The organism is Leptolyngbya sp. FACHB-321 (genome assembly GCF_014695975.1).
GTDB lineage: Bacteria > Cyanobacteriota > Cyanobacteriia > Leptolyngbyales > Leptolyngbyaceae > Stenomitos.
This window is the reverse complement of sequence record NZ_JACJPI010000056.1, coordinates 14,348-40,040: the sequence shown is the minus strand read 5'-3', so window position 1 is coordinate 40,040 and position 25,693 is coordinate 14,348. Positions and strand designations below refer to the sequence as shown.

Genomic DNA, 25,693 nt, shown 5'->3' with positions numbered 1-25,693 from the left:
CTTGCCTGTTTGACTTCTAAATCAGTAGATCAGTTTTGAGTTTTGCTTGTTCTCTATTCCCCTTGCTTCCCTCACTCCCTATTTCCTCTTCCTAAATGAGGCATCAAGTGCTTCATCAATCCGTCAAGCTTGCAAAAAGATTGTGCCTTCAGGTTCATTCCAGCTTTAAGGATACAAGCGACAATGCTATCATTTCGGAGACCTCATTCAGGAAGGACGAGTTTCTATGGCGCAGACGCCTGTCTCTCCAGTGGTGCTGGTGATTTTGGATGGTTGGGGATACCGCGAAGAGACGGATTGCAATGCTGTGCAAGCGGCAAAAACCCCTGTCATTGATAGCCTCTGGGCTGCCTATCCACACACGCTGATTCGTACCTCAGGTAAGGATGTAGGGCTACCAGACGGACAAATGGGCAACTCTGAGGTTGGGCACCTTAACATTGGTGCTGGGCGCGTGGTGCCTCAAGAATTGGTAAGAATTTCAGACGCGGTAGACGATCGCACGTTACTAAGCAATCCAGCGCTGGTAAAAGTCTGTCAAGACGTGAAGCGCAACGGCACAAAGCTGCATCTAGTCGGTCTTTGTTCAGAGGGTGGCGTTCATTCACACTTAACGCACCTCTTCGGCTTGCTTGATCTGGCACAAGAGCAGCAGATAAGCGATGTCTGCATTCATGTCACGACGGATGGGCGCGATACTGCACCAACAGCAGGGAAGGTTTCTGTCGAGAAGATTCAGAACTACATCGCTGCCCATGGTGTTGGACGCATCGTTACACTGAGTGGACGCTATTACAGCATGGATCGCGATCATCGTTGGGATCGGGTGCAGCTTGCCTACGATGTGATGACGCAGGATGGTGCTGGCGATGAGCGATCGGCGCTGACAGTATTGCAAGCTGCCTATGAAGCAGGCAAGACTGACGAATTTGTGCTGCCTACACGGATTGCACCTGGTGCCGTAGAGCCTGGCGATGGCGTGATTTTCTTCAACTTCCGACCCGATCGCGCGAGGCAGTTAACGCAAGCGTTTGTTGATCCTGCCTTTAATGGCTTTGAGCGCGAACAAATCCAGCCGCTGTCTTTTGTTACTTTTACTCAATACGACTCGCACTTGCCCGTCGCTGTAGCCTTTGAGCCACAGGATTTGACCAACATTTTGGGTGAAGTGATTGCCCGTCATGGGTTGCGCCAGTTACGTACTTCCGAAACCGAAAAGTATGCTCATGTCACCTATTTTTTCAACGGTGGTATTGAGGAGCCATTTGAGGGCGAAGATCGGGAGTTGGTGCCCAGCCCAATGGTAGCAACCTACGATACAGCGCCAGCAATGTCTGCCGACAAGGTAACGGATGTGGCGGTCGCTGCCGTTGCCAAACGTGTGTATTCGCTTATTGTGATCAACTATGCTAACCCGGATATGGTGGGGCATACGGGTAAAATGGAGCCGACTATAAGCGCTCTGGAGACGGTTGATCGCTGCCTGGGTCGCTTGCTAGAGAGTGTTATTCAAGCAGGCGGCACTACGATCATCATTGCTGACCACGGCAACGCTGAAGAACTGTGCGACGGGCAGGGTAATCCCTGGACGGCACACACGACTAATCCAGTACCATTCATTCTGGTTGAAGGCGAAGGGCGAAAGATCCCAGTGCACGGCACTGATGTGCCCCTGCGAGAGGATGGTCGTCTTGCTGATATTGCTCCCACCATCCTGGAGATCTTAAAGCTGCCCCAACCACCTGAGATGACTGGGCGATCGATGATCCAATCTGCTGAGTTTGAGGTCAAGCCCAACCGTACTCCTGTACAAGTGTCGCGTTAGGCACTGCTGGTTTACGAGGAAGCGCTGAAGCAAGGACATTGCAATTTCCATTCGCGCTACCAGGCTTCGGACTGTAAACTGGAGATTAGGCTGGCAGTCTGTTGTCCAGTGTCTTTTCATTCTGTCATGCGAAGGGTTTTACAATGACGCTTAACTATGTCCTGGAAGCAGTTTGGGCGTTTGCTGCGCTGGGTTTGATTATTCTTGTGCTACTACACAGTCCCAAGGGTGATGGTCTAGGCGGTTTGGGTGGGCAGGCACAACTTTTTACCAGCACCAAAAGCGCTGAAACAACGCTGAACCGCGTTACTTGGGCGCTCACCGTTATCTTTATGGGACTCACGGTTGTTTTAAGCGCCAATTGGTTGCCGAAGTAGCCTGTTGTCGAAATAACCGCTGAGAAACTCAAGATTTTCTCAAAAAGAGCGTGTGCCTGTGGTGAGTCATCTCGCGATCGTCGTTAAGCGTTGGAAAGACCGATGGAGTGAACTTCGTCGCTTGAAGCTGATCTATCGCCTGCGATCACGCCAAAAATCTGCATGGCTCGTGTTTTTAATGGCGATTGCCATCATCATGAGTGCAGCCATTGCTGCTGTTGCACGTCCAATCAACGTTTCTCCCGTAGTGCTGGGCACCTCATTGACCAGGACGGCGATCGCCCAACAGCCTAAGCCAGATGCCGATCCAGATTTCCCGCTCAAAGTGCACCCATTGCCACCAGCACTAGCAGCCTGGACTGCCTCTCAAGCAGGCGACTATTTTGACCAGATTGAAACGGTGCCTGTGGGTTATCTAGTGTGGTCACAGTTTCCGGTAAGGGTCTATGTGCAGCCGCCAACCGCTATAGAGCTTGCGAGTCCCTTTACAGCCCAGCGATCGCAAACCTGGATTAAAGCGGTAAACCAAGCCGTGCAGGAGTGGCATCGTTACTTACCGTTAACCCTCGTCACCCAGGCTGATAAAGCAGACATTGTTGTACTGCGATCACCGCCACCGCTAACATTTGAAGTGTCTCCAGACCCTAAGCAAGAGAGTGCATCCGGTCAGTCCCAGCAAGAACCACGCCCAACGTTGCAACTGGGTCGCGTGCGATCGGCGGTAACAAGCTACAAGGTGTATGTCAAAGGCTCACTTGAAGACGCAGCATCGAAGCCCATGCTTGCTCACCGTTGCACTATTCAACTTCGTCCCGATCAGGCATCATCCTACCTTCGAGCTGCCGCACGGCATGAGTTGGGTCACGCGCTAGGTCTTTGGGGGCATAGCCAAGCCCAAACCGATGTGATGTACTTCTCTCAGGTTCGTGAGCCGCCGCCCCTTTCGCCCAGAGATTTGAACACGCTCAAGCGGGTATACGAGCAGCCAACGCGGCTGGGCTGGGCGTTAGTTAAATAAGTTAGTTGATCGAAAAGGCAGTGCTAAGAAATCTACCGCTGACAGCAAGAGACAACTGCCCATAGCGCAAAATTGGCAGTTGAGAATGCCAGCCTGATATTTCGTCTTAGTGGGGGTGATCGCGCACGCCTGATTCAACGTGATATATCAGTAATCGATCTCAATTACATTCGGCACCGGACTTAGCGATCGAGGTTTCTGACCGTTGGCTTTTAACAATAAAAGCGCAAAACGGTTGCTTTATGAGGATTTGCAAGACACAACTAAACTACTGCCCCGGAGCGCGACCAAAGAGCCTGGTAAGATTTTTGAGGCGATCGTGCAACTCGCCATGCAGCGCATCGTCATGATAGCGCCACTGCCAGTTACCTTCAGCAGTGCTCGGAAAATTCATTCGAGCTTCTGTACCGAGACCGAGAATATCCTGCAATGGAATAATGGCAAGACTAGCGACCGAACTGAGCGCTAACCGAATGAGGTCCCACTGTATGCCATCTGGACTGAAACTGCCGAGATAGTGCCAAAGATTGCCTTTCTCGTAATCAGACAGTTGGTTAAACCAGCCAACCGTCGTGTCGTTATCGTGAGTACCTGTATACACAACGCAACGGTGGGGATAGTTAAACGGTAAGAATGGGTTCTCAGGATCAGAACCGAAGGCAAATTGCAGCACCTTCATACCCGGAAACTCAAACTGGTCACGCAGTGCTTCCACTTCAGGCGTAATGACACCTAGATCTTCAGCCAGAATTGGTAGTCTGCCTAGTTGTTCGCGCAAGACCTCAAAAAACTCTTTGCCAGGAGCCTGCACCCATTCTCCATTCAGGGCAGTTTCTTCGCCTTGTTTGACTGCCCAGTAGGCTTCAAAGCCCCTAAAGTGGTCAATGCGAATCAAGTCTACATAGTCCAGCATGGCGCGGAACCGTCCGACCCACCAGTGAAAGTTTGATTGTTGCAAATGATCCCAGTTATAAACGGGGTTGCCCCACAACTGACCGGTCGCGCTGAAGTAGTCGGGCGGCACACCCGCCATGAGTGCAGGCTCACCTGTTTCGGTATCTAAGCAAAAGTTTTCGGGGTTTGCCCACACGTCGGCACTGTCATGGGCAACGTAGATGGGGATATCGCCAATAATTTCAATCCCTTTAGCATTGGCATACTGCTTGAGATCAGACCACTGATGGAAAAACTCGTATTGCAAGTATTTCTGATAAAAAATTTCAGCCGTAAGACGCTGGCGACAGTCTTCAAGGGCATCAGGTTTACGCCATGCGATCGCCGCTTCCCACGTATGCCAGCTTGCACCACCTGAGGTTTGCTTTAATGCCATAAACAGCGCATAATCTTCCAGCCAGTAAGCTTTGCTCTCACAAAAGGCGGTGAACTGCTGCTTTTGTTCATCGTTAGCGTAGTTTTTAAAGTTTTCGCACGCTTTCTCCAACAACCCCATTTTGTAGGGTGCTACCTGATCAAAGTGAACACGATCGCTTGCAAAAGCTGGTATTCCATCGAAATCTGCTTCATTCAGTAAGCCACGATCGCGCAGCCGCTCTGGGCTAATTAGTAAAGGGTTGCCTGCCAACGCGGAATAACACATATAGGGCGAATTGCCAAAGCCTGTCGGACCCAAGGGCAGCACTTGCCAGAGCCGTTGCCCTGTTTCAGCTAGAAAATCAACAAAGTCACGGGCTTGTGGTCCTAAATCGCCAATGCCAAACCGGCTGGGAAAAGACGTTGGATGCAGTAAAATACCGCTCATTCGGGCTGGCGAAGCTGGGTGCGAGTCGGAACGAGTCATGAGATTGGGAAGAGAAGGTTGACGTACAATCGGCGTTGGTTTGACTCTATCATGGTGTTCCAGGGTTAAAACCTACCAGATGAAAGACCTGAACGTGGCTTACCGCAACCCAACTCCAACAGTAGATATCATTATTGAGCTAACTGATCGCGTTCACCGACCGATCGTGCTCATCGAACGCCTCAACGAGCCACACGGTTGGGCGCTTCCAGGCGGTTTTGTGGATTATGGCGAAGCAGTGGAAACAGCGGCTAAACGAGAAGCTGAGGAAGAAGTTGGCTTGCAGGTTGAGTTGATTGAGCAATTCCACGTCTACTCCGATCCAGCCCGAGACCCACGTCAGCATACCCTGAGTATTGTGTTTCTAGCGATCGCGCAAGGCGAACCAACAGCAGGTGATGATGCCAAGCATCTGGAGGTGTTTGAGCCGTGGCGAGTGCCGACAAACCTATGCTTTGATCACGATCGTATCCTGCGAGATTATTGGCGCTATCGGCATTATGGCATCCGACCCGGAGTGATTTAAGAAAGGCTAAAGGGTAAGGGATAAAGACCTTTAAAGAGCCTAAAAACCTCAGTTTGCCCTTTATCTTTTCCTTTATATTGATTTTTCTCCTTTGCCATTTTGCCACTTTTTATCTTTTAGCCCTCATCCTTCAGTCTTCTAACTATGTCTCACAAAATTATTCGTACCGAGCACGCGCCTGCACCTGTAGGTCCTTACAATCAAGCGATCGCTGCCAGTGGTCAGCTTGTTTTTGTTGCTGGTCAAATTCCACTTAGCCCGACTACAGGTGACATTGTTGGAGTAGACGACATCACAGCCCAGACAGAACAGGTCATTGCAAACCTTCAAGCCATTCTAGAAGCGGCTGGAGCGACATTTGCTGATGTAGTGAAAACCACCGTTTTTTTACAAGCAATGGATGATTTTGCGGCAATGAATGCAGTTTATGCCCAATACTTTGAAGCCGCGATCGCGCCTGCCCGTGCCTGTGTTGAAGTATCTCGCCTACCCAAAAATGTTCTAGTTGAAATTGAGTGCATTGCGGTGATCTAAGCTCGTGTATTTACACTCTTTCACCCTTCCTTTCAATAGCACTCTATATAAACACATCCCTACCAAATGGCAGCTATAGGTTAACTTAGCAATGGCATGAAGGTAGAGCTTGAATTAGCTTTACCTTCATGCCATTGCCTTAGTGTATCCATGCCAGAGACTATTGCCCCTACAGATTGTCAGGTTACGGGTTAGTTAATTTACGGTTCTAAAAACGCTTTTAGAGGTAGAGAGATTGAAAGCTCCTGCACAGAAACAAAGCTCCCAAGCCCTCTACCTACAAAGCATAAGGGCTACTTATTTAGAAGTTAGCTGCTTAGACTAAATGCGCTTTGATTAATTCACTACGTTCGCGGAAAACCGCCTCAGAATTGAATCGCTTTCCATTCTTACCCGCTTGCTTAATCAAACGTGCAAGATGATGACGATCGCTCGATAAAGTGGCAAGTAGATCGCCTAGACGTTCCCATTGACCGATCGGCACAAACTCACCACCACCAATGTCTTTGACTAGATCTTCGGCATAGTCACTTTGGTAGCCAATAATGGGAGTGCCACTGATAAGTGCTTCGATTAAGCAGCGTGGCGACTCTGGCGTAATGTGTGTAAACAGCATCAAATGGGCTTCGCGAATTTTCTTGAGCAGCTTATCGCGATCGCTCTCAAAGCCAACTAACTCAATGACTGACCCCAAGTCGCGCTCAGCGATCAGGCGCTGCATCTCCTCCATTAGGCTTCCCGCACCGATCCAGGTTGCTTTGAGGTCGACGCCCAAACGGTACGCCCTTTCAACTGCTTTAATCCAGTCAAGGGGGGCTTTCATTGGTTCCATCCGACCTGCGTAGCAAAGGCGGATCGTTTGTTCGCTGGTAACGTGGCTTACTTTTGCAGCAAGTTCTGCTGGCGCAATAACATCTGATGCATCTGTATGAATGTCGTGAATCAAAAAGCTGTTGTCACAGAGCGGGCTATACGCGGTGTAACAGTCTGCCCCGTGCCATAACCCCAGTGCTGCTCGGCGAATAATCCAAGCATTATACTTTTCCATAAAAAATGACAAGACTACTGCTTTCGACCGTTTTGGCAAACTTGCATCTTTGGTCACTTGCAGCAGATGCTTGTGCTCAACCCAGTCAGTGTGGATCGCGTAGGCTCGTTTTTGCTGATGCGCCACGATCGCTGCGACTGCTGCCCAATCACCCACCAAGCCACCAATACAAAACTGCAAATAGCGGCTGCGCTGAACCAATCGACCTAGCAAAGCCTGGGTTGAACGGTAGTGAGACAGAAAACTCGGAATTGAATACGCCCAAGGTAAGGGCACAAATTCAAAACGCTCAGGACCCGCTAAGGTTGCAGTATCACGCCAGACAGTCGTTTTTTGCTGTGCTGCTAGATGTTCTGGCATGAGTAAGCCTGCAACAGTGACAAAGTCAAAACTATCTGCCCACCGCTCTAGTCCGTTGCACGCTTGCGCTTCAAACAACAATTGACCATTTACCGATCGAAATGGCACTGGAAGCACCAGTAACATCCCTTTTCTTGAGTTTTTAGGTAAAGCACTCGAAGCTTTAGCTAAAGTAACGGAGGAAACAGAATCTAACTGACGTGTAGCAAGATTAGCCATAGTATGCCAGCCTTTGAGGCTTAGTTAAGTGGCAAGTGATTATACGGACCTTCTCTGGAAGCATATCGAATTTATTGAGATATGTATACTTCCAGCGTCTAGGCTTCATATAGTGCTTTCTTGAAGCCCACGGTGCTCAAAAGTACGAATAGCCGAAGTTTGAGCTTTCGGTTTAGACATCACAGGGCTAAAAACGCTACAGACTATATAGACAAGCTTTATAAACCCTTTATCTGTTAGTCAGCGGAAGTACGTAGTTTTACTTGCCTGGAAAGAGAGCCTAAAAGCTTTGCTCTCAACCGAAAGTTTCGCCCGTTTCATGTCTCACACTAATCCCCACTTAATTCCACCCAGGTAATTAGTTTGCATCGATCGTCGTGTTGACCTGATGCTTTTTGCTCTTTACCTATTGCAGATTCAAGCGACGTAAAACTTTCAGGCAACGCCTACCTTGTAGTCACAGATCCTGCCCATTCGTTAGGTTGTCGGCGCGAATACGGGTTAAATCAAGTATCAGCAAGGTGAGATTCTTGTCTTAGATAAGCCTGAATAAAAGGGTCGAGTTCGCCATTCATAACGTCTGTAATTGCCGTAGTCTCGAAGCCTGTACGCAAGTCTTTCACCATTTGGTAGGGGTGAAAAACATAGTTGCGAATCTGGTTCCCCCAGGCAGCTTCAACTATGTCGCCACGAATATCAGCAATTTCTTTCGCTTTTTGTTCCTGAGCAATGATGAGTAGTTTAGCTTTCAGGATTACTAAAGCTTTTTCTTTATTCTGAAGCTGCGAGCGCTCCTGGGTACAGCGAACCGCAATACCCGTTGGAATATGCAAAATTCGGACGGCAGTTTCTACCTTGTTTACATTCTGCCCGCCTTTGCCACCAGCGCGGGTAGTAGTGATTTCTAGATCTTTATCAGGAATATCAAGCTGCACAGAGTTATCAATCAGCGGCATGATTTCGACCCCAGCAAAGCTGGTCTGACGCTTATCATTTGCGTTAAACGGTGAAATTCGCACTAGGCGATGAGTGCCCTTCTCTGATCGCAGGTAGCCGTAGGCGTAGCGTCCATCAATTTCGAGCGTGACAGACTTGATGCCCGCTTCATCACCATCCGATCGCTCCACCTCATGCACCTTATAGCGATGGTCTTCTGCCCACCGAAAATACATTCGCAGCAGCATTTCAGCCCAGTCTTGAGCATCAGTACCCCCTGCGCCCGCATTGATTGTTAGGACTGCACCCTTCTGATCGTAAGGTCCAGACAATAGCTGCTGGAGTTCCCACTGATCAAGCTCCTGGCTAAGTTGAGTGACGTTCGAGTGGGCTTCCTGCAGTAAGGACTCATCGTCCTCTAGCTCCAAAAGCTCTAGCACAGCTCTGGCATCATCCAGGTTAGTTTGCCACTGGTCTAGCTGCTCAAGGTGCGCTTTGAGGTCGTTTAACTCTTGCAGTGTTCGCTGCGCTGTCGTCTGATCGTTCCAGAAGTCTGGCTGGGCAGCAACTTGTTCTAAATCTTGAATTTTAGCGTTGAGTGCGGGTACGTCAAAGATAGTCCTGAGTTTTACCCAGGCGCTCAGCTAACAATTCGACTTCCCGTTTAATTTCGAGGGTTTCTATCACGATCGCCAACCTTGGAACACAAACCTTAAAGACTAGACTACCAGTGTAAGGCGTAGTCACTCCTGCAAGATGCGATCGCAAAGCCTGCAAATTTCTTTACAGCCAGAACGATCGCATCCCTTAACCACGAAACATAAAGAATCGATACCCAATATGTTATCTACCGACCGCCGTCCTTAAGCGCAATCAGCAGCCGCAAAATAAACACAAACAGGTTGATGTAAGTCAAGTACATCGATAGGGCAGCAGGCAGATACTGATCATCTCGGTAACTACGAGGAAGAATGTAGAAGTCTACAACAGCGGCTCCTGCAAACAAAAGTACACCAAGACCGGAAATAGCAATCTCTAAGAACGTAGGGGTGTAAATGCCAAAGAGGCTTAGCCCAAACTGTAACAGGACGACAACAAACAAGGCAATAATACCGAGACGTACGGTTTTAGTAAGCGCCATACCGTCTGTATCGCTCAAATTAGAGCCAATTTGCCGACCTGCAATGAAAGCTATGCCACAGCCCAACGCTGCAATGCCAATGCCTGTAAGCCCGACCCCTTGAGTACGCAGGGCGATCGCAACCAAACCACTCAGCGTATACCCTGACAGTAAGCTGTAAGTAGCCAACAGTGGTAGTGCAACGCTGTTATTGCCTTTTTCAGCAACGCTAGACGCTACGAAAAAGAGAATCAATTCCAGCACTACTGCGCCAATCACAGTCGGAAAGAAGATTGCTGGATTGTTCTCTAAGACCTTTAAGCCACCAAAGGCACCAACCGCCGTTAAAATCAGCCCGCCACCCAACCACGGCAGCGCATTGGCAATGACGTTAGGACCAACAAGCGCGTGACCTTTAGCCTCACGCATGGCTTGTCGAAAGTTACTCGTATTGCTCACGGGACATCCTCTCGTTTGTGAAACAGTAATGGATTGTGATATTTCCATTTTCGCCTGCTTTCTCGTAACCGACCCAGGCAATGCAAAGAATTTACGGGTTCCTAGACAGTTCAGCAAACTGCCTCAGCGCAGAGGTCTAGCTAGAGCGTGTACGTGTTTATGCCGAAGCACGAAGAGAGACCACTTCATTACTACCGTGGATCGACGATGGTTTACTCCTTCTGAGTAGAGAACAATAAGTTCAACTCTGAAGTGAAAGGCGACCTGCAAGATGATGGCAACTCAAACCTCAATTCGTTCTCGCGGTATGGAATTGCTGATGTCCTACTATCAGCAACCCTCTGTTAAAGTGCGTAACCAACTGGTGCAGCTCAATGCAGGCTTAGTGCGAAAGATCGCTCACCGTGTCAGCCATCAGTGCGCTGAACCTTATGAAGATCTTGAACAGATTGGCTACCTAGGTTTGATTCGTGCGATCGAACGGTTTAATCCTCATCAAGGCTGTGCCTTTAGCTCCTTTGCAGTGCCCTACATTCGCGGTGAGATGCTGCATTTTCTGCGCGATCGCAGCGGTACAGTTAAGATTCCCCGTCGCTGGCAACAACTCAACAAAGAAGGACAACGAGTGCGCGAAGCCATGATGGAAGCCACTGGTCGCCAACCTACCGATAACGAAATTGCTGAGGCACTGGGTGTCACCGTCAACGAATGGCGTGAAAGCAAGCTCGCCACCAAAAATCGCTTGCCACTCAGCCTGGATGCCACCATCTGCCAACAAATTGATTCACCAATGACGTTAGGTGACACGTTGCCAGATGCTCACTACCAAAACTTGCAAAATTTGGAAGAAGACCGTCAGCAGCTTCAGCGAGCATTGAACGAGTTGGAAGATAAGACGCGGCAGGCGATTGAGTTTGTGTTCATCAAAGACCTCTCCCGTAAAGAAGTCGCTGAGCAAATCGGTGTCAGCCCTATGACCGTCACCCGTCGCATCCATCGCGGTATCCAGCAAATGGTGACACTCCTTCAACCCCAGGTTCTACAGACTGACCCGTAAGCGTTGAACGTTTCCATTGTCCGGTTACGCTTTCACTAAGTACCTAGTATCCTGTGCTGGATTGGCTAACGCTGATCCAGCTTTTTTAGTGCAAGGCTTAAGGATGAAGTCTAAGAGCTAAAAGTGTGCTCAGTCGGTAGTAGTTGGGTGGTCAAGATTAACTCAAAACGCTTTAGCAGAACGGCACAAAGCGTTACTCAAAACTTTCTATCCTTGATCCCTCATCCCCTCGTTCCCAAAAGCATACCGACCAGCAGCACAAAGCCGATCGCAACATTTTGCCTGAACAACTGAGCGTATGTGCGGTGAGGAATTGTTTTTTGACAAAGACGGTAGTACTGCCATGCCCAGAGAAGGGCAGCGATCGCCAGTGCGAACCAAAACGCTAGACCTAGTGACATGACAATGCCCAGTTGCATGAGGCAAAGAACCGTCCCTGCATAAAAGATGCCAACGGCATGGGACACATAAGCGCCAAAGAAAAGGGCACCTGATTGTATGCCAATGCGTCGATCGTCGTCGCGATCGGACATGGCGTAGACAATATCGAAACCAAGTGTCCATAGCACCGTAGCGCCCCATAGCAGCCAGGTAGCCACACCGAGACAGGGTGTTGGTGCAGCGGTGGCGTTGCAACTCACTGCACTCCAGCTAATCAGTACTGCAAAGCCCCAAGCGAGCGCCAACACCAACTGCGGTACTGGAAAGATCCGTTTTGCCAGGGGGTAGACAACAATAATTGGTACGGCTGCTACGCACAGCCAAAACGTGAGTGGATTGAGATAGAGCGATAGCCCCCACGCGCAGCCAAAGGCAATTAGCGCCACCACCAGACCGACTTTAACTGATAGGGAACGAGCTGCTAGAGGGCGATTGCGAGTGCGCTGCACTTTTGGGTCAATATCTCGATCCCATAGATCGTTCACAACACAACCAGCAGCACTAGTTGCAAGAGTACCCAAAACAATGACCCCTACCAGCCGTAGCGGTGGTAGACCCCGCGTGGCAAGAACGATCGCCCAGAGCGCGGGGAGCATCAGAATCAAGCGTCCTTCTGGTTTATCCCAACGTAGCAGCCGAAAAATTGTGAGCCAGATTGGTTCGGGGCGTTCAGGTGAAAGGGACATGGGTGTGAGGGATGGAGGAGGAGGGCTAAAAAATGCCGAAGGCTCTACGCTAAAGAGTCAGCTTTCAGGAAGCAGTAAGACAGTCATTACTGAATAATTTTAAGCAGCATTTGATGACTGAAGACTGCCTTTTGCCTTTCACCTTTTGCCTTTTGCCTTCTACCTCTCACCCCTCACCTCGCTTCTGCTGAACCTGTCGGAGGTGTTGATTCGTTTTTTGCCAAATTGCCCAGGCGCTAAAGCGGAGTGAGACTTTTGTGCCGTCTGAGTAAGTTTGGAGATCGTATTTTTGCGTCAGTCTAGTAGCGTCTGCTTGAGAAACTGGCACAAGCTGGTTGTAAAGGTCATCGTAGAGCCACTGGTTGTTGGCGGCTTTGAATGCTAAATAAGCTTTCCAAAGCTTAAGAACAGTCTGGTAATCCTCGATCGCTCCTGCCAGCGAAGCGTAAACGGGATGGCTTTTAGCATCTGGCTGAGTCGCAAATTTGGCAAACGACTGCTGTAATGCCTGGACGAGATGGGTGTAGTCCTCGTAGCTAATGCCAATTTTTTGCAGTGCTGGATTGGGCTGTTTAATGTTGCCAGGTACATTACCAAGTTTGTCTGCAATCTCAGCAAACTGTTTAAGTGTTGAAATGGCATGGGTTTCGGTGGTAATGCGCTGGTTGATGAGGCTGTAGTTGTGGCGATAGATGTTCAGCTTTGCCTGGCTTTGTTGAGCAGCCGAGGTCGTCGGTGGAATTGGCTCTAGCTGGGCGATCGCGTCTTGCCATTTGCGGCTGGCGCGTTGCCATACCTTAAGCGAGTGGGGTGGCTTTTGAACGGTGACGGCAGCCTGCCAGGCTAAAGTCTGGGCGGCTTTAAGTCGCTCGGCAGCAGCAGTTTCTGCGGTCAAACGATCGCTAATGGCTGTGTAATTAGCCTGATAGACCGCAAGTTTTGCTTTTGCCTGTACCGCAACAGGATCATCGTCAGGAATCGTTTTTAGCAGGTTAATGGCTTGTCGCCACTTGACCCGTGCGGCTTGCCAGGTAACAGCAGAATGCGGTGGCTGTTGCACCATCACGGCTGCATCCCAGGCAAGTTTGCGAGCAGCATTAAAGGTATTAAGTGCTGAAGTTGGTGATGCTGCTGATCGCGGAGTTGAACTGGCTGTTAGTGCTTGGCTAGGACGCTCAACAAAGCCACGATTTGCCGTATTACAGCCTGCTAGCAGCAAAAGGCTGGAGGAAACGGTGATGGTTAAACGCAAAGAGTGCATCAATTTCGCTCGCGGGTAACTACAGGCTAGACAAGCAATGCACCATGCAAATGCAAATCATGCGTCTTACCAACTCAACTCCATACTGCCTCAGCCAATGCTATGCTGCCGCAGTTAAAGCAAGGATAAGAGGATTGCATCAGGGGGGCTACAATGGTTGGATCGATCTAACAGTGACTGCTCCTCGCTGAATCAAATGTTTGCTGTTATATCGAGTAACATCCTAATCCACAAACTCATTTCTTCATGACTGTCCGTCAAAAGCTCTACGAAGGCAAAGCTAAAATCCTCTATGCTACTGATGATCCGCAGGTGCTGCTGACCTACTTCAAGGATGATGCCACAGCATTTAATGCTCAGAAGCGCGGCAGTATTGAAGGCAAAGGTGCTTTTAATTGTGCGATCGCTAGCCATTTGTTTCAGCAGCTTGAAGCGAACGGTATCGCAACTCACTTTATTGATCAGCCTAGTGCCAATGAAATGCGAGTGCGGGCGGTGCAAATTTTGCCTGTAGAAGTGGTGGTTAGGAACATTGCAGCGGGCAGCCTGTGTCAGCAGACAGGACTGAGCTTGGGGCTGGTGCTGCAACAACCGCTAGTAGAGTTTTACTACAAAAACGATGCCCTTGGTGACCCCTTGCTAACACGCGATCGCCTGCTGCTACTGGCATTAGCTACCCCAGAACAAGTCGATCAGCTACGGACAATGGCGCTTCAAATCAACGACTTTTTGAAGTCTTTCTTTTTACAGTGCGGTATTACCCTGGTCGACTTCAAACTCGAGTTTGGGCTAGACCATCACCAAAAAATTATCTTGGCAGATGAAATTAGCCCTGATACCTGCCGCCTGTGGAATCAAGGTGAGGCTGACCCGACGCAGCGAGTAATGGATAAAGACCGCTTTCGGCATGATTTAGGCGATGTAGCGCTGGCGTATCGGCAAGTGATGGAGCGTGTCTTGCAGCAAACGCTGTAGTCGGCGTTATGGCAGTGGCGATCGTGCAGCGATCGCTGACCCTAGTGACAGTTTTTACCTCATTTTCGGAACTCATTACAGTAACCTGAGTCTTGATGCCAATCAATGCGGTAAAATTTCACAGTTTGGCCAGTGCTTTAAATTTCACCAGGCTTAAGCCCATCCAGCTTAAGTTCGCCTGGATTTGATTTCGTTATGTTAGTGCTGTTTCGTGGGTCCTGCTTTAGACAGGGCATGGTGTGTGGACGTGTCAACTAATCTGAACAATATGCGTTTATCTCCAGTGCTGGTGGCGTTTCTTGCTGCTACAGCAACGTTGGGTTTGTCTGATGCGGCAAGGGGGCAGACTGCAAACCTGACTCCTGTACAAGCAAAAGCGGCTTCCGCCATCCCATTAGGCAGTACTTCAATAGCGAAAACGACGAGTAAGACGGCAGCAGTGCCTGTTGTGGCGGTGAATCAGGCAGACCTATTACGTGGGCTTGCGGCTCCGGCAGCAATCAAACCAGCGACAGCCGGTCAGCGATCGCCCGCCACCTCACCCGCGATCGCACAGCAAGGTCCGGGGCAAGAGACGCCCGATCGCATTCAAATTACCCCAGATGGTACGCTTCCTTCGACACCGACAACCGTTCCACCATCAATTCCAGAACCAGCCCCATCTCCCTCTACGCCTGCTCCAGAAGCAACTCCTACAGCTCCAGAGACAACTCCTACGGCTCCACAGACAACTCCTACAGCTCCAGAAGTACCCGGCACTCCGGCAGCACCAACTGCTCCAGCAACGCCGACCCCAGATCCTTCCACAGCAGCTCCAGAAGAAGAGCCACGAGTACTGGTGGGCGAGGTGGTTGTAGAAGGCGCGGAAGGAGCCATCCAAGAGGAAGTCTATCGAGTTATTCGTACTCAGCCAGGGCGCACAACCACTCGAACGCTGCTGCAAGAAGACATTAACGCGATCTTTGGCACAGGCTACTTCTCTAACGTGCGTGCAGTACCCACGGATACACCGTTAGGTGTACGGGTCACGTTTGAAGTGCAGCTTAACCCTGTCTTGCAAAGGGTGCAGCTAGACGGCAGTACACTTTTGCCAGAGCCGGTAATTGCGGATGCGTTTGGCGGTCAGTACGGCAAAGTCTTGAATTTGGTAGAGCTGCAAGAAGGCATCAAAAAGGTTAACAAGTGGTATCAGGATAACGGCTACGTGCTGGCTCAGGTGGTTGACTCACCACAAGTTTCCCCTGAGGGTGTTGTGACCCTTCAGGTGGCTGAAGGGGTCGTTGAGAACATTCAGGTGCGCTTTACCAATAAGGATGGTGAGGATCAGGATGACAAGGGCAACCCTATCCGAGGACGCACCCGCGACTTTATTGTCACCCGCGAGTTTCAGCTCAAGCCAGGACAAATTTTTAACCGCACAATCGTTGAGCGTGATCTGCAACGGGTGTTTGGTTTAGGCATTTTCGATGACGTGAAGCTATCGCTCTCTCCTGGGCAAGACCCCCGTAAGGTCGTTGTGGTCGCAAATGTAGTCGAGAAAAACTCAGGCTCGATCGCGGCGGGTGCTGGGATCAGCTCTGCTAGCGGACTCTTTGGTACGGTTAGCTACCAGCAACAGAATTTGGGTGGCAACAACCAAAAACTGGGCGCTGAGGTGCAAATCGGGCAGCGGGAATTGCTGTTTGACCTGAACTTTACCGACCCCTGGATTGCAGGCGACCCGTTTCGTACCTCTTACACGGTCAACCTCTTCCGGCGACAAACGATCTCGCTCATCTTTGATGGCGGCGAACCCGATATCAATTTGCCCGATGGTGACACACCCAGAGTCGTGCGAACAGGGGGAGGCATTAGCTTCTCGCGTCCGCTGAATGGCAACCCTTATGTGCGATCGGAGTGGGCTGCTTCTCTCGGCTTGCAGTATCAGCGCGTTCGCATTAATGACCGTGACGGCGACCTCAGCCCCTTTGATGAACTGGGCAATAGTCTGAGCTTTAGCGGGACAGGTAAAGACGATCTTTTTACCGTGCAGTTTGGGGTAGTGCGCGATCGACGTAACGATCTACTGCGCCCTACCGCAGGATCGCTACTACGTATCGGTACAGAGCAGTCTATTCCGATCGGCACCGGAAACATTTTCTTTAATCGTCTACGTGGTAGCTATAGCTTCTACGTACCAACACGCATCCTTCGGCTTACTAAGGGATGTCAAGATCTCAAATCTAGACCGGCTGATTGCCCGCAAGCCTTTGCTTTTAACATTCAAGGGGGCACTGTGCTAGGCGATTTGCCACCCTATGAAGCGTTCGCATTGGGCGGCAGTAATTCTGTCCGTGGGTTTGATGAAGGCGATTTGGGGAGCGCAAAGACCTTTCTTCAAGCAACAGTCGAATACCGCTTCCCCGTCTTCTCAGTGATCTCTGGTGCGCTATTTGTTGATGCCGCAACAGATTTTGGCTCTGGGGATGATGTGATCGGTAATCCAGCAGGGGTACGGGGTAAACCAGGTCAGGGTGTTGGTTACGGTCTTGGTCTTAGAATTCAGTCGCCACTAGGTCCCATTCGGATTGACTATGGTCTCAACGACAGCGGCGATTCGCAGTTTCACTTTGGCATCGGAGAACGTTTCTGATGGAGCTAGACGTTAAGCCTCAAGCCGCAACGGGTGATGTCCTGCATAGAGATGGTGCCCCATCGCCTCTTAGCAGCGGTTCTCAGACCACAGGGGATGCGCTGCAACAAACTCTGCGAAGCGAATTTACTCGATCGGGCGTAGGGCTACATACAGGGCTATCAGTACGGGTACGAGTACTGCCTGCCCCCACTGGGCGAGGGCGCTATTTTGCGCGGGTAGACAAGCCGCATGCTCCAGAAGTGTCGGCACAGATAGCAACCGTGCGACAGACCATGCTCTCAACCGAGCTGGCACATGGAGAGGCGGATGTGCGGACAGTAGAACACCTGCTAGCAGCTCTGACAGCAATGGGCGTAGACAATGCCCGTATCGAAATCGATGGACCAGAGGTGCCGCTGTTGGATGGATCAGCTAAAGAGTGGGCAGACGCGATCGCCCAGGTTGGTATGGTCGCTCAGAGAGAACCTCGTTATAGCTGGATACTACAGGAGCCGCTCTGTGTGCAAGATGGTGATGCCTTTGTAATTGCACGTCCGTCTAGTGAACTGCGGTTTACCTACGGCATTGCCTTTGACCTGCCTGCGATCGGCAACCAGTGGCACAGTTGGTCTCCTACTGCTGAGGCACATACAGATGCGTCGATGGCTATTGCCGCAACGTTTGCAACTGAAATCGCACCTGCCCGCACCTTTGGGTTAGCACACCAAATTGAGGCACTCCGTGATCGCGGACTCATTAAAGGCGGTAGCCTGGAGAATGCACTTGTTTGTGGTGCAGAGGGCTGGCTGAACCCACCCTTGCGCTTTCTAAATGAGCCAGTGCGCCATAAGCTCTTAGACTTAATAGGAGATCTGAGCCTACTGGGAACTATTCCCGTTGCTCATTTTCTGGCATACAAGGCTAGTCATCAGCTCCATACTCAACTTGCGCGATCGCTCCACTCAATGATTAAAGTCTAGTACCGCTAGTCTGCCAAAACTCCTAGCCAGACTACTAGCAGCGCCTCATTTTTCTAACCCTCCCGCACCTCTATCGAAGCTCTAAACTCATGTCGATCTTCACTGATGTCAATACTTCCGGCAGTGCTTCTAGCCATGTCAGCACTCAAACTCAAGCTGAAACTGATCGCCTGGAGTCTGAGACTTCTCACCTCAACACAGACGTGCATATCCCAGTTGAAGAAATCCAGAAGCTTCTGCCTCATCGGTATCCGTTTTCTCTAGTCGATCGCATCATTCGGTATGTACCTGGAAAACTTGCCGTTGGTATCAAAAACGTTACTTTCAACGAACCACACTTTCAAGGGCATTTCCCCGGTAGACCCATCATGCCGGGTGTACTGATTGTAGAAGCCATGGCACAAGTTGGCGGCATCGTCCTAACGCAGATGGCAGATGTCCAGGGAGGGCTTTTTATGTTTGCAGGCATTGATAAAGTACGGTTTCGTCAGCCCGTCGTACCAGGCGATCAGCTTGTGATGACTGTGGAACTTTTGTCAGTCAAGCGTCGTCGTTTTGGAGCGATGCAAGGACGGGCTGAAGTAGACGGGCGACTGGTGGCTGAGGGCGAACTCAAATTTGCTCTCGTCGACTAAAAGCGTTTTGGGTTTGGCGGATCAATGCCTCTACAATTTGTCTGATGCGCTCAAGTAGCTTTCATACTTGTTGTCTTGGCGATTGCACAGACAGCAGTTTTCAAAACATAACGTACAAACGCTTTTACCTCATTCCTGATCGCTGATACCTCTATGGCAACCCTAATTCATCCAACGGCTGTGATTCATCCTGGTGCTGACCTGCATCCAACGGTGCAGGTTGGTGCATATGCCGTGATTGGAGGGCGGGTCAAGGTTGGTCCAGACACCACAATCGGTCCTCATGCTGTACTCGACGGTTGGACGGAAATCGGTGCCAGAACGCGCATCTTTCCAAGCGCTACCATCGGCTCAGAGCCACAAGACCTCAAATATGATGGCTCCGAAGGATTGGTAAAAATTGGCGACGACAACTACATCCGCGAGTATGTCACCATTAACCGCCCCACCTATGCCAACGAAACAACGTTGATTGGCAATGGTAATTTACTGATGGCGTATGTCCATGTTGGGCACAACTGCGTCATCGAAAACCAGGTGGTGATTTCTAACGCTGTGGCGCTATCAGGCTACGTTCATATCGAGTCGAGAGCGCGTTTAAGTGGGGTTTTCGGCGTCCATCAGTTTGTTCATATTGGGCGCTACGCCATGGTTGGTGGGATGAGCCGCATTGTTCGAGATGTGCCGCCTTACATGGCGGTTGAAGGAAACCCTGCACGGGTGCGATCGCTAAATCGGGTCGGTCTCAAACGGGCCGGTTTTGCTGATGCCGTGGATGGGAAACCCTATCAGGCTCTCAAGCAAGCCTTCCGCATTCTCTATCGTTCTGGTCTCTCGCTCAACGAGGCGCTAGAAAAGCTGGAAATGCTACCTTATGACGAACACGTGCACCACCTCCAGCACTTTTTACGGTTGTCTCAGCAAGCAGGGCGACGAGGTCCTACGTCTGGTAAGCGGGTAGGAACTTCAGGTGATGATGATGATTGAACCGGATAGAGACAAAGAATGTGGAAACGCAACGATTCAGGCACCCAACGCGCTTCAGGCACCCAACACGCTTTCTCAGTCAGACCCCTTAACTCAACACTCTCCTCGCCCCGTACGCCTTTTCATTAGCACCGGTGAGGTGTCCGGCGATCTTCAGGGTTCGCTATTGGTTCAGGCGCTGCAACGTCAGGCGACAAAACGGGGGCTAACCCTTGAGCTATTAGCGATGGGCGGCGATCGTATGGAAGCAGCAGGAGCTAAGCTGCTGGCGCGTACTAGCGCGATCGGATCGATGGGCATTTTTGAGTCGCTGCCCTTTGTTTTGCCAACCTTGCAGGTGCAGCGTCAGGCAAAACAATATTTGCAGCAATACCCGCCCGATCTAATTGTGCTCATTGACTACATGGGTCCTAACCTGGCGTTCTGTGAATATTTTCCAGAACGGTTTCCAGATGTGCCAATCGTCTATTACATCGCGCCGCAAGAGTGGGTGTGGGGCGATCAATGGTCATGGGGTGTGAAGCTCTTTCGGTCCGATTTGGTCGTCAAAGCGACGCAGCGCATTCTGGCAATTTTTCCTGGTGAAGCTAGCTATTTCCAGAGTAAGGGTGGGCAAGTCGCCTGGGTCGGTCATCCACTGCTTGACCGGATGCAGGAAGCCCTGGATCGCGATCGCGCCCGCTTAGCACTAGGCATTTCAGCTGACCAACTGACGATCGTGCTGCTGCCTGCCTCTCGTCAGCAAGAGCTAAAGTATCTCATGCCTGTCATGTTTGCAGCCGCACAGCAGCTTCAGGCAAAGCTGCCCCACGTTCATTTCTTAATTCCTCTGGCGCTCACGAAATATCGTGCCCGTATCGAACAAGCTATTCAGCGCTACGGCTTGCAGGCAACCGTTTTAGCTGAACCGCAGGCAGCGTCTAGCGATTCGGCAGCTACGTCGCTCACCCTTCAAGCGATCGCGGCGGCAGATTTAGCCATCACGAAATCGGGCACGGTGAATCTAGAAATTGCGCTGCTGAACGTGCCTCAGGTCGTGATGTATAAAGTTAATTCAGTGACAGGCTGGATCTTAGACCGTGTCCTCAAATTCTCAGTGCCCTTTGTCTCACCGCCAAATCTGGTGGAGATGAAGCCGATCGTGCCTGAATTTTTGCAAGATCAGGCAACCCCCGAAAATCTTGCTCAGGCTTCACTGGCACTCTTGCTGGATACCGATCGCCGTCAGGCAATGCTAGAAGGCTATCAGTCGATGCGTCTGGCGCTTGGCTCGGTCGGTGTCTGCGATCGTGCTGCTGAAGAGATCCTCAATCTGGTTGCAGCCAGTGATACGGCTGTGAAGGAAGAAAACTAGCGCTTGGCAGTCCTTTTGTTAGCAGCAATCGTTGGTGCTTTGTGCCTGGAGTCAAACGATTGGTAGCATTTGAAACATGCGGTGACAGGTCAAGTTTGCCGAACCTGAGATATCCCCAAACAGGTGGGAATACTGAAGGAAAGTTTGGCAACGTTAGACAGCATGTGGCGACGGCTCAGAAACATTTTCGCTGACTTAAGGTCTTACTCGGATCTCAGACCTGACTTGCGTATGCGACAACGGGTCAATCGGTACTTGCGCGATCGTCCGACCCTTACTGTCGAGCAGTGGTTTGAGCAATTTTGGCGACCTCAAGGTGTTAACCACTCGCTCGTTGCTTTTGTTTACACTCAGATGCAAACGTATTCAGGATTAGAGTTTGCCAGAGTCCGTCCGCATGACCGTCTAAATGAAGATCTTTATCTGCCGCTTGTTTGTTGGTTTGACTGGGAAACATCGTTCACTGAAGACTTTTTAGCCAGTTTCGACATTGATTTAAGCGATCGCTTCAACCCTGAAAATTTCACTACAGTAGAAGAATTAGTCATTTTTCTCAACCATCAACTTCTGTCAGTCAATCACTCGTAGATTAGTAGCAGATGGCTGCTTCAGCCATCTGAGTGAAAGAGAGGCGAATGATGGTTCTAATGAAAAAACGACACCGTTCAGCCTGGGCAACTGAGCTGAACGATATTGTGCGAGGAGCGTGCGGTGGCTTCTTGTTTGGCATTCCGTTGCTTTACACGATGGAGGTTTGGTGGGTTGGCTCTACGGCTCAACCACCTAGAATCATGATGGCGATCGCGGGTACCTTCATTGCCGTTTTTTGGCTTAACCGCACTGAAGGCTTTCGCAGAACGAGACGGTCTCGCCCCTATGAAGCGTTTATGGACACTGTAGAGGCAATGGCGATCGGCTTGCTCTGCGCGGCGCTGGTGCTACTGCTACTGCGAGAGCTGACCTTTGACACATCCCTGCGCGAGGCGCTTGGCAAGGTAATCTTTGAGTCGGTGCCCTTTGCTCTAGGGGTTGCATTGGCGGGTCACTTTTTGGGGGATACCCGTGAGGCGGAGCCGCCGCCTGATGATCGCTCGCAGTTAAAAACGGAGGCAGCGGGTTCACTCAACGCGACCCTGGCTGATATCGGTGCAACGCTCATTGGTGCGATCGTCATCGGGTTTAACATCTCGCCTACCGACGAGATTCCGATGGTAGCTGCGGCTGTTTCAGCACCGTGGCTGCTAAGTATAATCGTGGCATCGCTGCTCATTTCTTATGGCATCGTGTTTGAAGCAGGCTTTTCCGATCAGCGTAAACGGCGGCAGCAGCAAGGTATTTTTCAACAACCCTTAAGTGAGACTGTAATGTCTTATCTGGTGTCATTGGTTGCAGCCGTGATCATGCTATGGTTTTTTGAGCGCCTGACGTTGAGTGACCCTTGGACAATGTGGTTAGAGCAAACATTGCTGCTGGGTCTACCAGCCACTATTGGTGGCGCTGCTGGCAGGCTAACCTTATGAGTCAGCCTTCTCAAGCTTCTGCCCCTAACAAACCGCAACCTAACCAGCCGCAACCGCGCTCGCGTGCCGAGCTGATTACCTTTGGTATCGCGTCCTTACTCCTGGCAACTGTTGTAGGGCTAGTGGGCTATACCTGGCTGGATGAACAACAGCAACAACCACCGCTTCTCTCTGTCCTCAACACTGAACCAATTCGTGCTGCCAAAGGGCAATTTTACGTGCCGATTACAGTCACCAATAGCGGTGGTGATACAGCAGAATCAGTACACGTACTGGCAGAGCTACGTATCGGTGGCACGATCGTGGAAACAGGCACTTTAGAAATCGACTTTCTATCTAGCAAAGAGGAAGCGGAAGGGGCGTTCATCTTCAGCCGTGATCCCAGGCAAGGGCAACTGTCGCTACGAGTTGCTAGCTATAAGCTACCTTGAAGGCTGAAGAATCGCCCCGCGATCGTGTCCTCACTTTCGCTTATAGGGATGGCTCAGTTCAAGATTATTGCAAGCAGTTTGAAACTCGTTTAATAACGATTCAGCATAGTGATTCAGCCATGATCAGGTAAGGTCAGGTTGCCACCTGCTCTAGCCTCTATATTGCAGGGAGTATCGCATTTCGCTCCAAAACAACAGTAGAGACGTTCCAGTGGAACGTCTCTACTAAAGGGAGTCTTTTAATTAGGCTTGTCTAATCACAACCCACCAACAACGATCTCCTAGACTACAGCCGCTGCTTCACGTGCTGCTGCTGCTTCATCGGGGTGAATGCCTAGACGTGTCAGGTTTACACGTCCCCGGTTGTCAATTTCGCGTACCTTGACAATCACTTCATCACCGAGATTCACTTCATCCTCTACCTTGCCGACGCGATAGTCTGCTAGTTGCGAGATGTGAATCATACCTTCTTTGCCAGGTAGGAACTCCACAAAGGCACCGATCGGAATCACACGGGTCACTTTACCGATATACACATCGCCCTGGTTGAGCTTGCGCGTCATACCCTGGATGATGCTACGTGCTTTCTTCGCCGATTCGCCATCGATCGACGAAATCGTGACAACGCCTGTGTCTTCAATGTCGATTTTGGCTCCCGTTTCTTCAGTAATACCTTTGATGGTTTTACCACCGGGACCGATGATCATACCGATCATCTCAGGGTCAATTTTGATGGTTAGCAAGCGGGGTGCAAACAGCGACATCTCAGTACGCGGCTGGTTAATCGCTTCTAGCATCTTCGACAGGATGTGCAGACGGGCTGGTTTAGCTTCATTGATTGCTTGCGCAATAATCGCTAACGGCAGACCGTTGAGCTTCATATCAAGCTGAAGCGCCGTGATGCCTGTATCTGTACCTGCCACCTTGAAGTCCATGTCGCCGAGGAAGTCTTCAATCCCCTGAATATCCGTCAGGATGCGGATTTCGTCGCCTTCTTTGATCAAACCCATTGCCGCACCACTGACAGGTTTGGTAATGGGAACGCCCGCATCCATGAGCGCCAGCGTGGAGCCAGACACCGAACCCATTGACGTAGAGCCGTTGGACGACAGTACTTCAGAGACAACCCGCAGGACGTAAGGAAAATCTTCTTTTTTAGGCAAAACGGGAATCAGCGCACGTTCTGCCAGGGCACCATGACCCACTTCACGACGACCGGGGGTACGCATGGGTCGCGTTTCACCGACAGAATAGGGCGGGAAGTTGTAGTGGTGCAGGTAGCGTTTTTTCTCATCAGGATGGAGGTCATCCATTTCCTGAGCGTCGCCGGGAGTACCCAGGGTGACTACAGACAACACCTGCGTTAGCCCCCGATTGAACAAGCCACTGCCATGTACACGCGGCGGTAGCACACCAACCCGGCAGGAGATCGGACGCACTTCATCCAGTTTGCGACCATCGACCCGAATGCTGTCTTCAATCACCTGACGACGCATGAGGGTTTTGGTAACTTCTTTGAATGTGTTGCTCAACGCTTTGGGCGCTTTTGCGGAAGCCAGTTTTACTGGATCTTCGTCAGGCAGTTCGGCGATCGCAGCTACTACGGTTGCCTTAATTTCGTCCAGCGCAGCATCGCGAACAGGCTTATCTTTTTCAAAGCGACCGAGCACTTCTTTCACAGGTTGAGTAACGCGCTCTTTAATGAAATTTTCTAGCGTCAAATCAACTTCAGGCGGCGCTTCTTTGACCTGCTCAATGCCCAGTTCTTTTAACAAATCTAACTGTGCCTGAATCAAATCGCGCACGGCTTCATAGCCAAAGTCGATTGCTTCAATGATGTCTTGCTCGGGTAACTGGTTTGCTCCCGCTTCCACCATGATCACGCCTTCCGGTGTGCCTGCGACCACTAGATCCAGATCACCCGATTCGATTTCGCTGAAGGTGGGGTTAATGACAAAATCATCGCCGACCAAGCCAACGCGCACGGCTGCCATCGGACCATTAAAGGGTAGCTTTGCTAGCAGTACGGCGATCGATGCGCCTGTTACAGCCAGTACATCGGGCGGTACGCGATCGTCCATTGACATTGTGGTCGCTACGACCTGAATATCATCCCGTAGCCAACTGGGAAACAGAGGACGTAAGGGACGGTCAATCAAACGGCTCGTTAGTGTTGCACGCTCAGGCGGACGACCCTCACGCCGCAAAAAGCCGCCAGGAATTCGTCCAGCCGCATACAAACGTTCTTCGTAGTCGACCAGCAGCGGGAGGAAGTCAATACCTTCTCGTCCAGCAGCACGGGTTGCAGTTACCAAAACGGCAGTGTCTTCTGATTCAATGAGGACGGTTCCTCCTGCCTGTGGAGCGAGTAAACCAACCTTTAGTCGAATATCCCTACCATCAAAGGATATCGACTTTTCAAACTCTTTCATGCCTTGTGCTATCCTTCTTTGTCACTCTTTTTGTTTTCTTTCGCAATCGTAGCATTGATATTCAGATACGGACTTGAATACAAGCGATCGTCAAAAGTGA

Annotated in this window: 22 protein-coding genes; 15 read left to right on the top strand and 7 right to left on the bottom strand. The window is 50.6% G+C overall.

Annotated elements, in window-relative coordinates; all coding sequences use genetic code 11:
- The first annotated feature begins 226 nt into the window (after window positions 1-226).
- From gpmI to H6F76_RS10255, 3 genes are all read left to right on the top strand, one after another.
- Window positions 227-1,825, top strand: a complete 1,599-nt coding sequence (gene gpmI, locus H6F76_RS10265) for a 2,3-bisphosphoglycerate-independent phosphoglycerate mutase (RefSeq protein ID WP_190448670.1) — start codon at window positions 227-229, stop codon at window positions 1,823-1,825.
- A gap of 143 nt (window positions 1,826-1,968) precedes the next feature.
- Window positions 1,969-2,202, top strand: a complete 234-nt coding sequence (secG, locus tag H6F76_RS10260) for a preprotein translocase subunit SecG (RefSeq protein WP_190448671.1) — start codon at window positions 1,969-1,971, stop codon at window positions 2,200-2,202.
- Window positions 2,203-2,260: 58 nt separating this feature from the next.
- Window positions 2,261-3,220, top strand: a complete 960-nt coding sequence (locus tag H6F76_RS10255) for a matrixin family metalloprotease (protein WP_199322034.1) — start codon at window positions 2,261-2,263, stop codon at window positions 3,218-3,220.
- Between the two features lie 268 nt (window positions 3,221-3,488).
- Here the strand turns inward: H6F76_RS10255 and malQ are convergent, their stop codons facing one another.
- A complete protein-coding gene (gene malQ / locus H6F76_RS10250) occupies window positions 3,489-5,018 on the bottom strand; it encodes a 4-alpha-glucanotransferase (protein WP_190507936.1) in 1,530 nt (509 codons plus the stop codon).
- A 94-nt stretch (window positions 5,019-5,112) separates the two neighbouring features.
- On the opposite strand from malQ, the gene H6F76_RS10245 reads away from it, so the two are divergent.
- Window positions 5,113-5,544 (top strand): NUDIX domain-containing protein, encoded by a 432-nt coding sequence (locus tag H6F76_RS10245; RefSeq protein WP_190508021.1) that lies wholly within the window; start codon window positions 5,113-5,115, stop codon window positions 5,542-5,544.
- A 144-nt stretch (window positions 5,545-5,688) separates the two neighbouring features.
- Window positions 5,689-6,078, top strand: a complete 390-nt coding sequence (locus H6F76_RS10240) for a Rid family detoxifying hydrolase (RefSeq protein WP_190507934.1) — start codon at window positions 5,689-5,691, stop codon at window positions 6,076-6,078.
- Between the two features lie 316 nt (window positions 6,079-6,394).
- Here H6F76_RS10240 and H6F76_RS10235 read toward each other — a convergent pair whose 3' ends face one another.
- The 3 genes from H6F76_RS10235 to H6F76_RS10225 all read right to left on the bottom strand — a co-directional run bounded on the left by H6F76_RS10235 (window position 6,395) and on the right by H6F76_RS10225 (window position 10,220).
- The gene (locus H6F76_RS10235; RefSeq protein ID WP_199322032.1) at window positions 6,395-7,612 is read right to left on the bottom strand and encodes a glycosyltransferase; all 1,218 of its coding nucleotides are present in this window, start codon (window positions 7,610-7,612) and stop codon (window positions 6,395-6,397) included.
- A gap of 599 nt (window positions 7,613-8,211) precedes the next feature.
- Window positions 8,212-9,325 (bottom strand): peptide chain release factor 2 gene (gene prfB, locus H6F76_RS10230; RefSeq protein ID WP_190453031.1). Its coding sequence is split into 2 segments (ribosomal slippage): window positions 8,212-9,252 and window positions 9,254-9,325, totalling 1,113 coding nucleotides; the frame shifts between segments, so codons are not numbered across the junction.
- Between the two features lie 163 nt (window positions 9,326-9,488).
- Window positions 9,489-10,220 (bottom strand): Bax inhibitor-1 family protein, encoded by a 732-nt coding sequence (locus H6F76_RS10225; RefSeq protein ID WP_190507931.1) that lies wholly within the window; start codon window positions 10,218-10,220, stop codon window positions 9,489-9,491.
- Window positions 10,221-10,494: 274 nt separating this feature from the next.
- On the opposite strand from H6F76_RS10225, the gene H6F76_RS10220 reads away from it, so the two are divergent.
- Window positions 10,495-11,277 carry an RNA polymerase sigma factor SigF gene (locus tag H6F76_RS10220; RefSeq protein WP_190453029.1) on the top strand — a complete coding sequence of 261 codons (783 nt, stop codon included), beginning with the start codon at window positions 10,495-10,497 and terminating at the stop codon, window positions 11,275-11,277.
- Between the two features lie 221 nt (window positions 11,278-11,498).
- On the opposite strand, the gene H6F76_RS10215 is transcribed toward H6F76_RS10220, so the two are convergent.
- Both H6F76_RS10215 and H6F76_RS10210 read right to left on the bottom strand, forming a co-directional pair.
- Window positions 11,499-12,404: a 4-hydroxybenzoate solanesyltransferase gene (locus H6F76_RS10215; RefSeq protein ID WP_190507930.1), complete on the bottom strand. Its 906-nt coding sequence runs from the start codon at window positions 12,402-12,404 to the stop codon at window positions 11,499-11,501.
- Window positions 12,405-12,570: 166 nt separating this feature from the next.
- Window positions 12,571-13,665: a hypothetical protein gene (locus tag H6F76_RS10210; RefSeq protein ID WP_190507929.1), complete on the bottom strand. Its 1,095-nt coding sequence runs from the start codon at window positions 13,663-13,665 to the stop codon at window positions 12,571-12,573.
- Window positions 13,666-13,911: 246 nt separating this feature from the next.
- Here H6F76_RS10210 and purC point away from each other — a divergent pair, with 246 nt between their 5' ends.
- The 9 genes from purC to H6F76_RS10165 all read left to right on the top strand — a co-directional run bounded on the left by purC (window position 13,912) and on the right by H6F76_RS10165 (window position 23,161).
- The gene (gene purC, locus H6F76_RS10205; protein WP_190453009.1) at window positions 13,912-14,640 is read left to right on the top strand and encodes a phosphoribosylaminoimidazolesuccinocarboxamide synthase; all 729 of its coding nucleotides are present in this window, start codon (window positions 13,912-13,914) and stop codon (window positions 14,638-14,640) included.
- Between the two features lie 268 nt (window positions 14,641-14,908).
- Window positions 14,909-17,272, top strand: coding sequence for a BamA/TamA family outer membrane protein (locus tag H6F76_RS10200; protein WP_190508019.1), 2,364 nt, complete (start codon window positions 14,909-14,911; stop codon window positions 17,270-17,272).
- A gap of 101 nt (window positions 17,273-17,373) precedes the next feature.
- Complete coding sequence (gene lpxC / locus H6F76_RS10195) at window positions 17,374-18,234, top strand: UDP-3-O-acyl-N-acetylglucosamine deacetylase (protein WP_347276005.1); 861 nt, start codon at window positions 17,374-17,376, stop codon at window positions 18,232-18,234.
- Window positions 18,235-18,323: 89 nt separating this feature from the next.
- Entirely contained in the window at window positions 18,324-18,869 is a 546-nt protein-coding gene (gene fabZ, locus H6F76_RS10190) for a 3-hydroxyacyl-ACP dehydratase FabZ (protein WP_190507925.1), read from the top strand.
- Window positions 18,870-19,022: 153 nt separating this feature from the next.
- Window positions 19,023-19,856, top strand: a complete 834-nt coding sequence (gene lpxA / locus H6F76_RS10185; RefSeq protein WP_190453003.1) for an acyl-ACP--UDP-N-acetylglucosamine O-acyltransferase — start codon at window positions 19,023-19,025, stop codon at window positions 19,854-19,856.
- Window positions 19,843-21,210: a lipid-A-disaccharide synthase gene (lpxB, locus tag H6F76_RS10180; RefSeq protein ID WP_242036602.1), complete on the top strand. Its 1,368-nt coding sequence runs from the start codon at window positions 19,843-19,845 to the stop codon at window positions 21,208-21,210. The genes lpxA and lpxB overlap by 14 nt, the downstream gene beginning before the upstream one ends.
- A gap of 231 nt (window positions 21,211-21,441) precedes the next feature.
- Complete coding sequence (locus tag H6F76_RS10175) at window positions 21,442-21,798, top strand: hypothetical protein (protein WP_242033713.1); 357 nt, start codon at window positions 21,442-21,444, stop codon at window positions 21,796-21,798.
- A 50-nt stretch (window positions 21,799-21,848) separates the two neighbouring features.
- Complete coding sequence (locus H6F76_RS10170; protein WP_190508014.1) at window positions 21,849-22,730, top strand: TIGR02587 family membrane protein; 882 nt, start codon at window positions 21,849-21,851, stop codon at window positions 22,728-22,730.
- Window positions 22,727-23,161 (top strand): TIGR02588 family protein, encoded by a 435-nt coding sequence (locus tag H6F76_RS10165; RefSeq protein ID WP_190507923.1) that lies wholly within the window; start codon window positions 22,727-22,729, stop codon window positions 23,159-23,161. The genes H6F76_RS10170 and H6F76_RS10165 overlap by 4 nt, the downstream gene beginning before the upstream one ends.
- A gap of 281 nt (window positions 23,162-23,442) precedes the next feature.
- Here the strand turns inward: H6F76_RS10165 and H6F76_RS10160 are convergent, their stop codons facing one another.
- Complete coding sequence (locus tag H6F76_RS10160; RefSeq protein WP_190507921.1) at window positions 23,443-25,593, bottom strand: polyribonucleotide nucleotidyltransferase; 2,151 nt, start codon at window positions 25,591-25,593, stop codon at window positions 23,443-23,445.
- Between the last annotated feature and the right edge of the window lie 100 nt (window positions 25,594-25,693).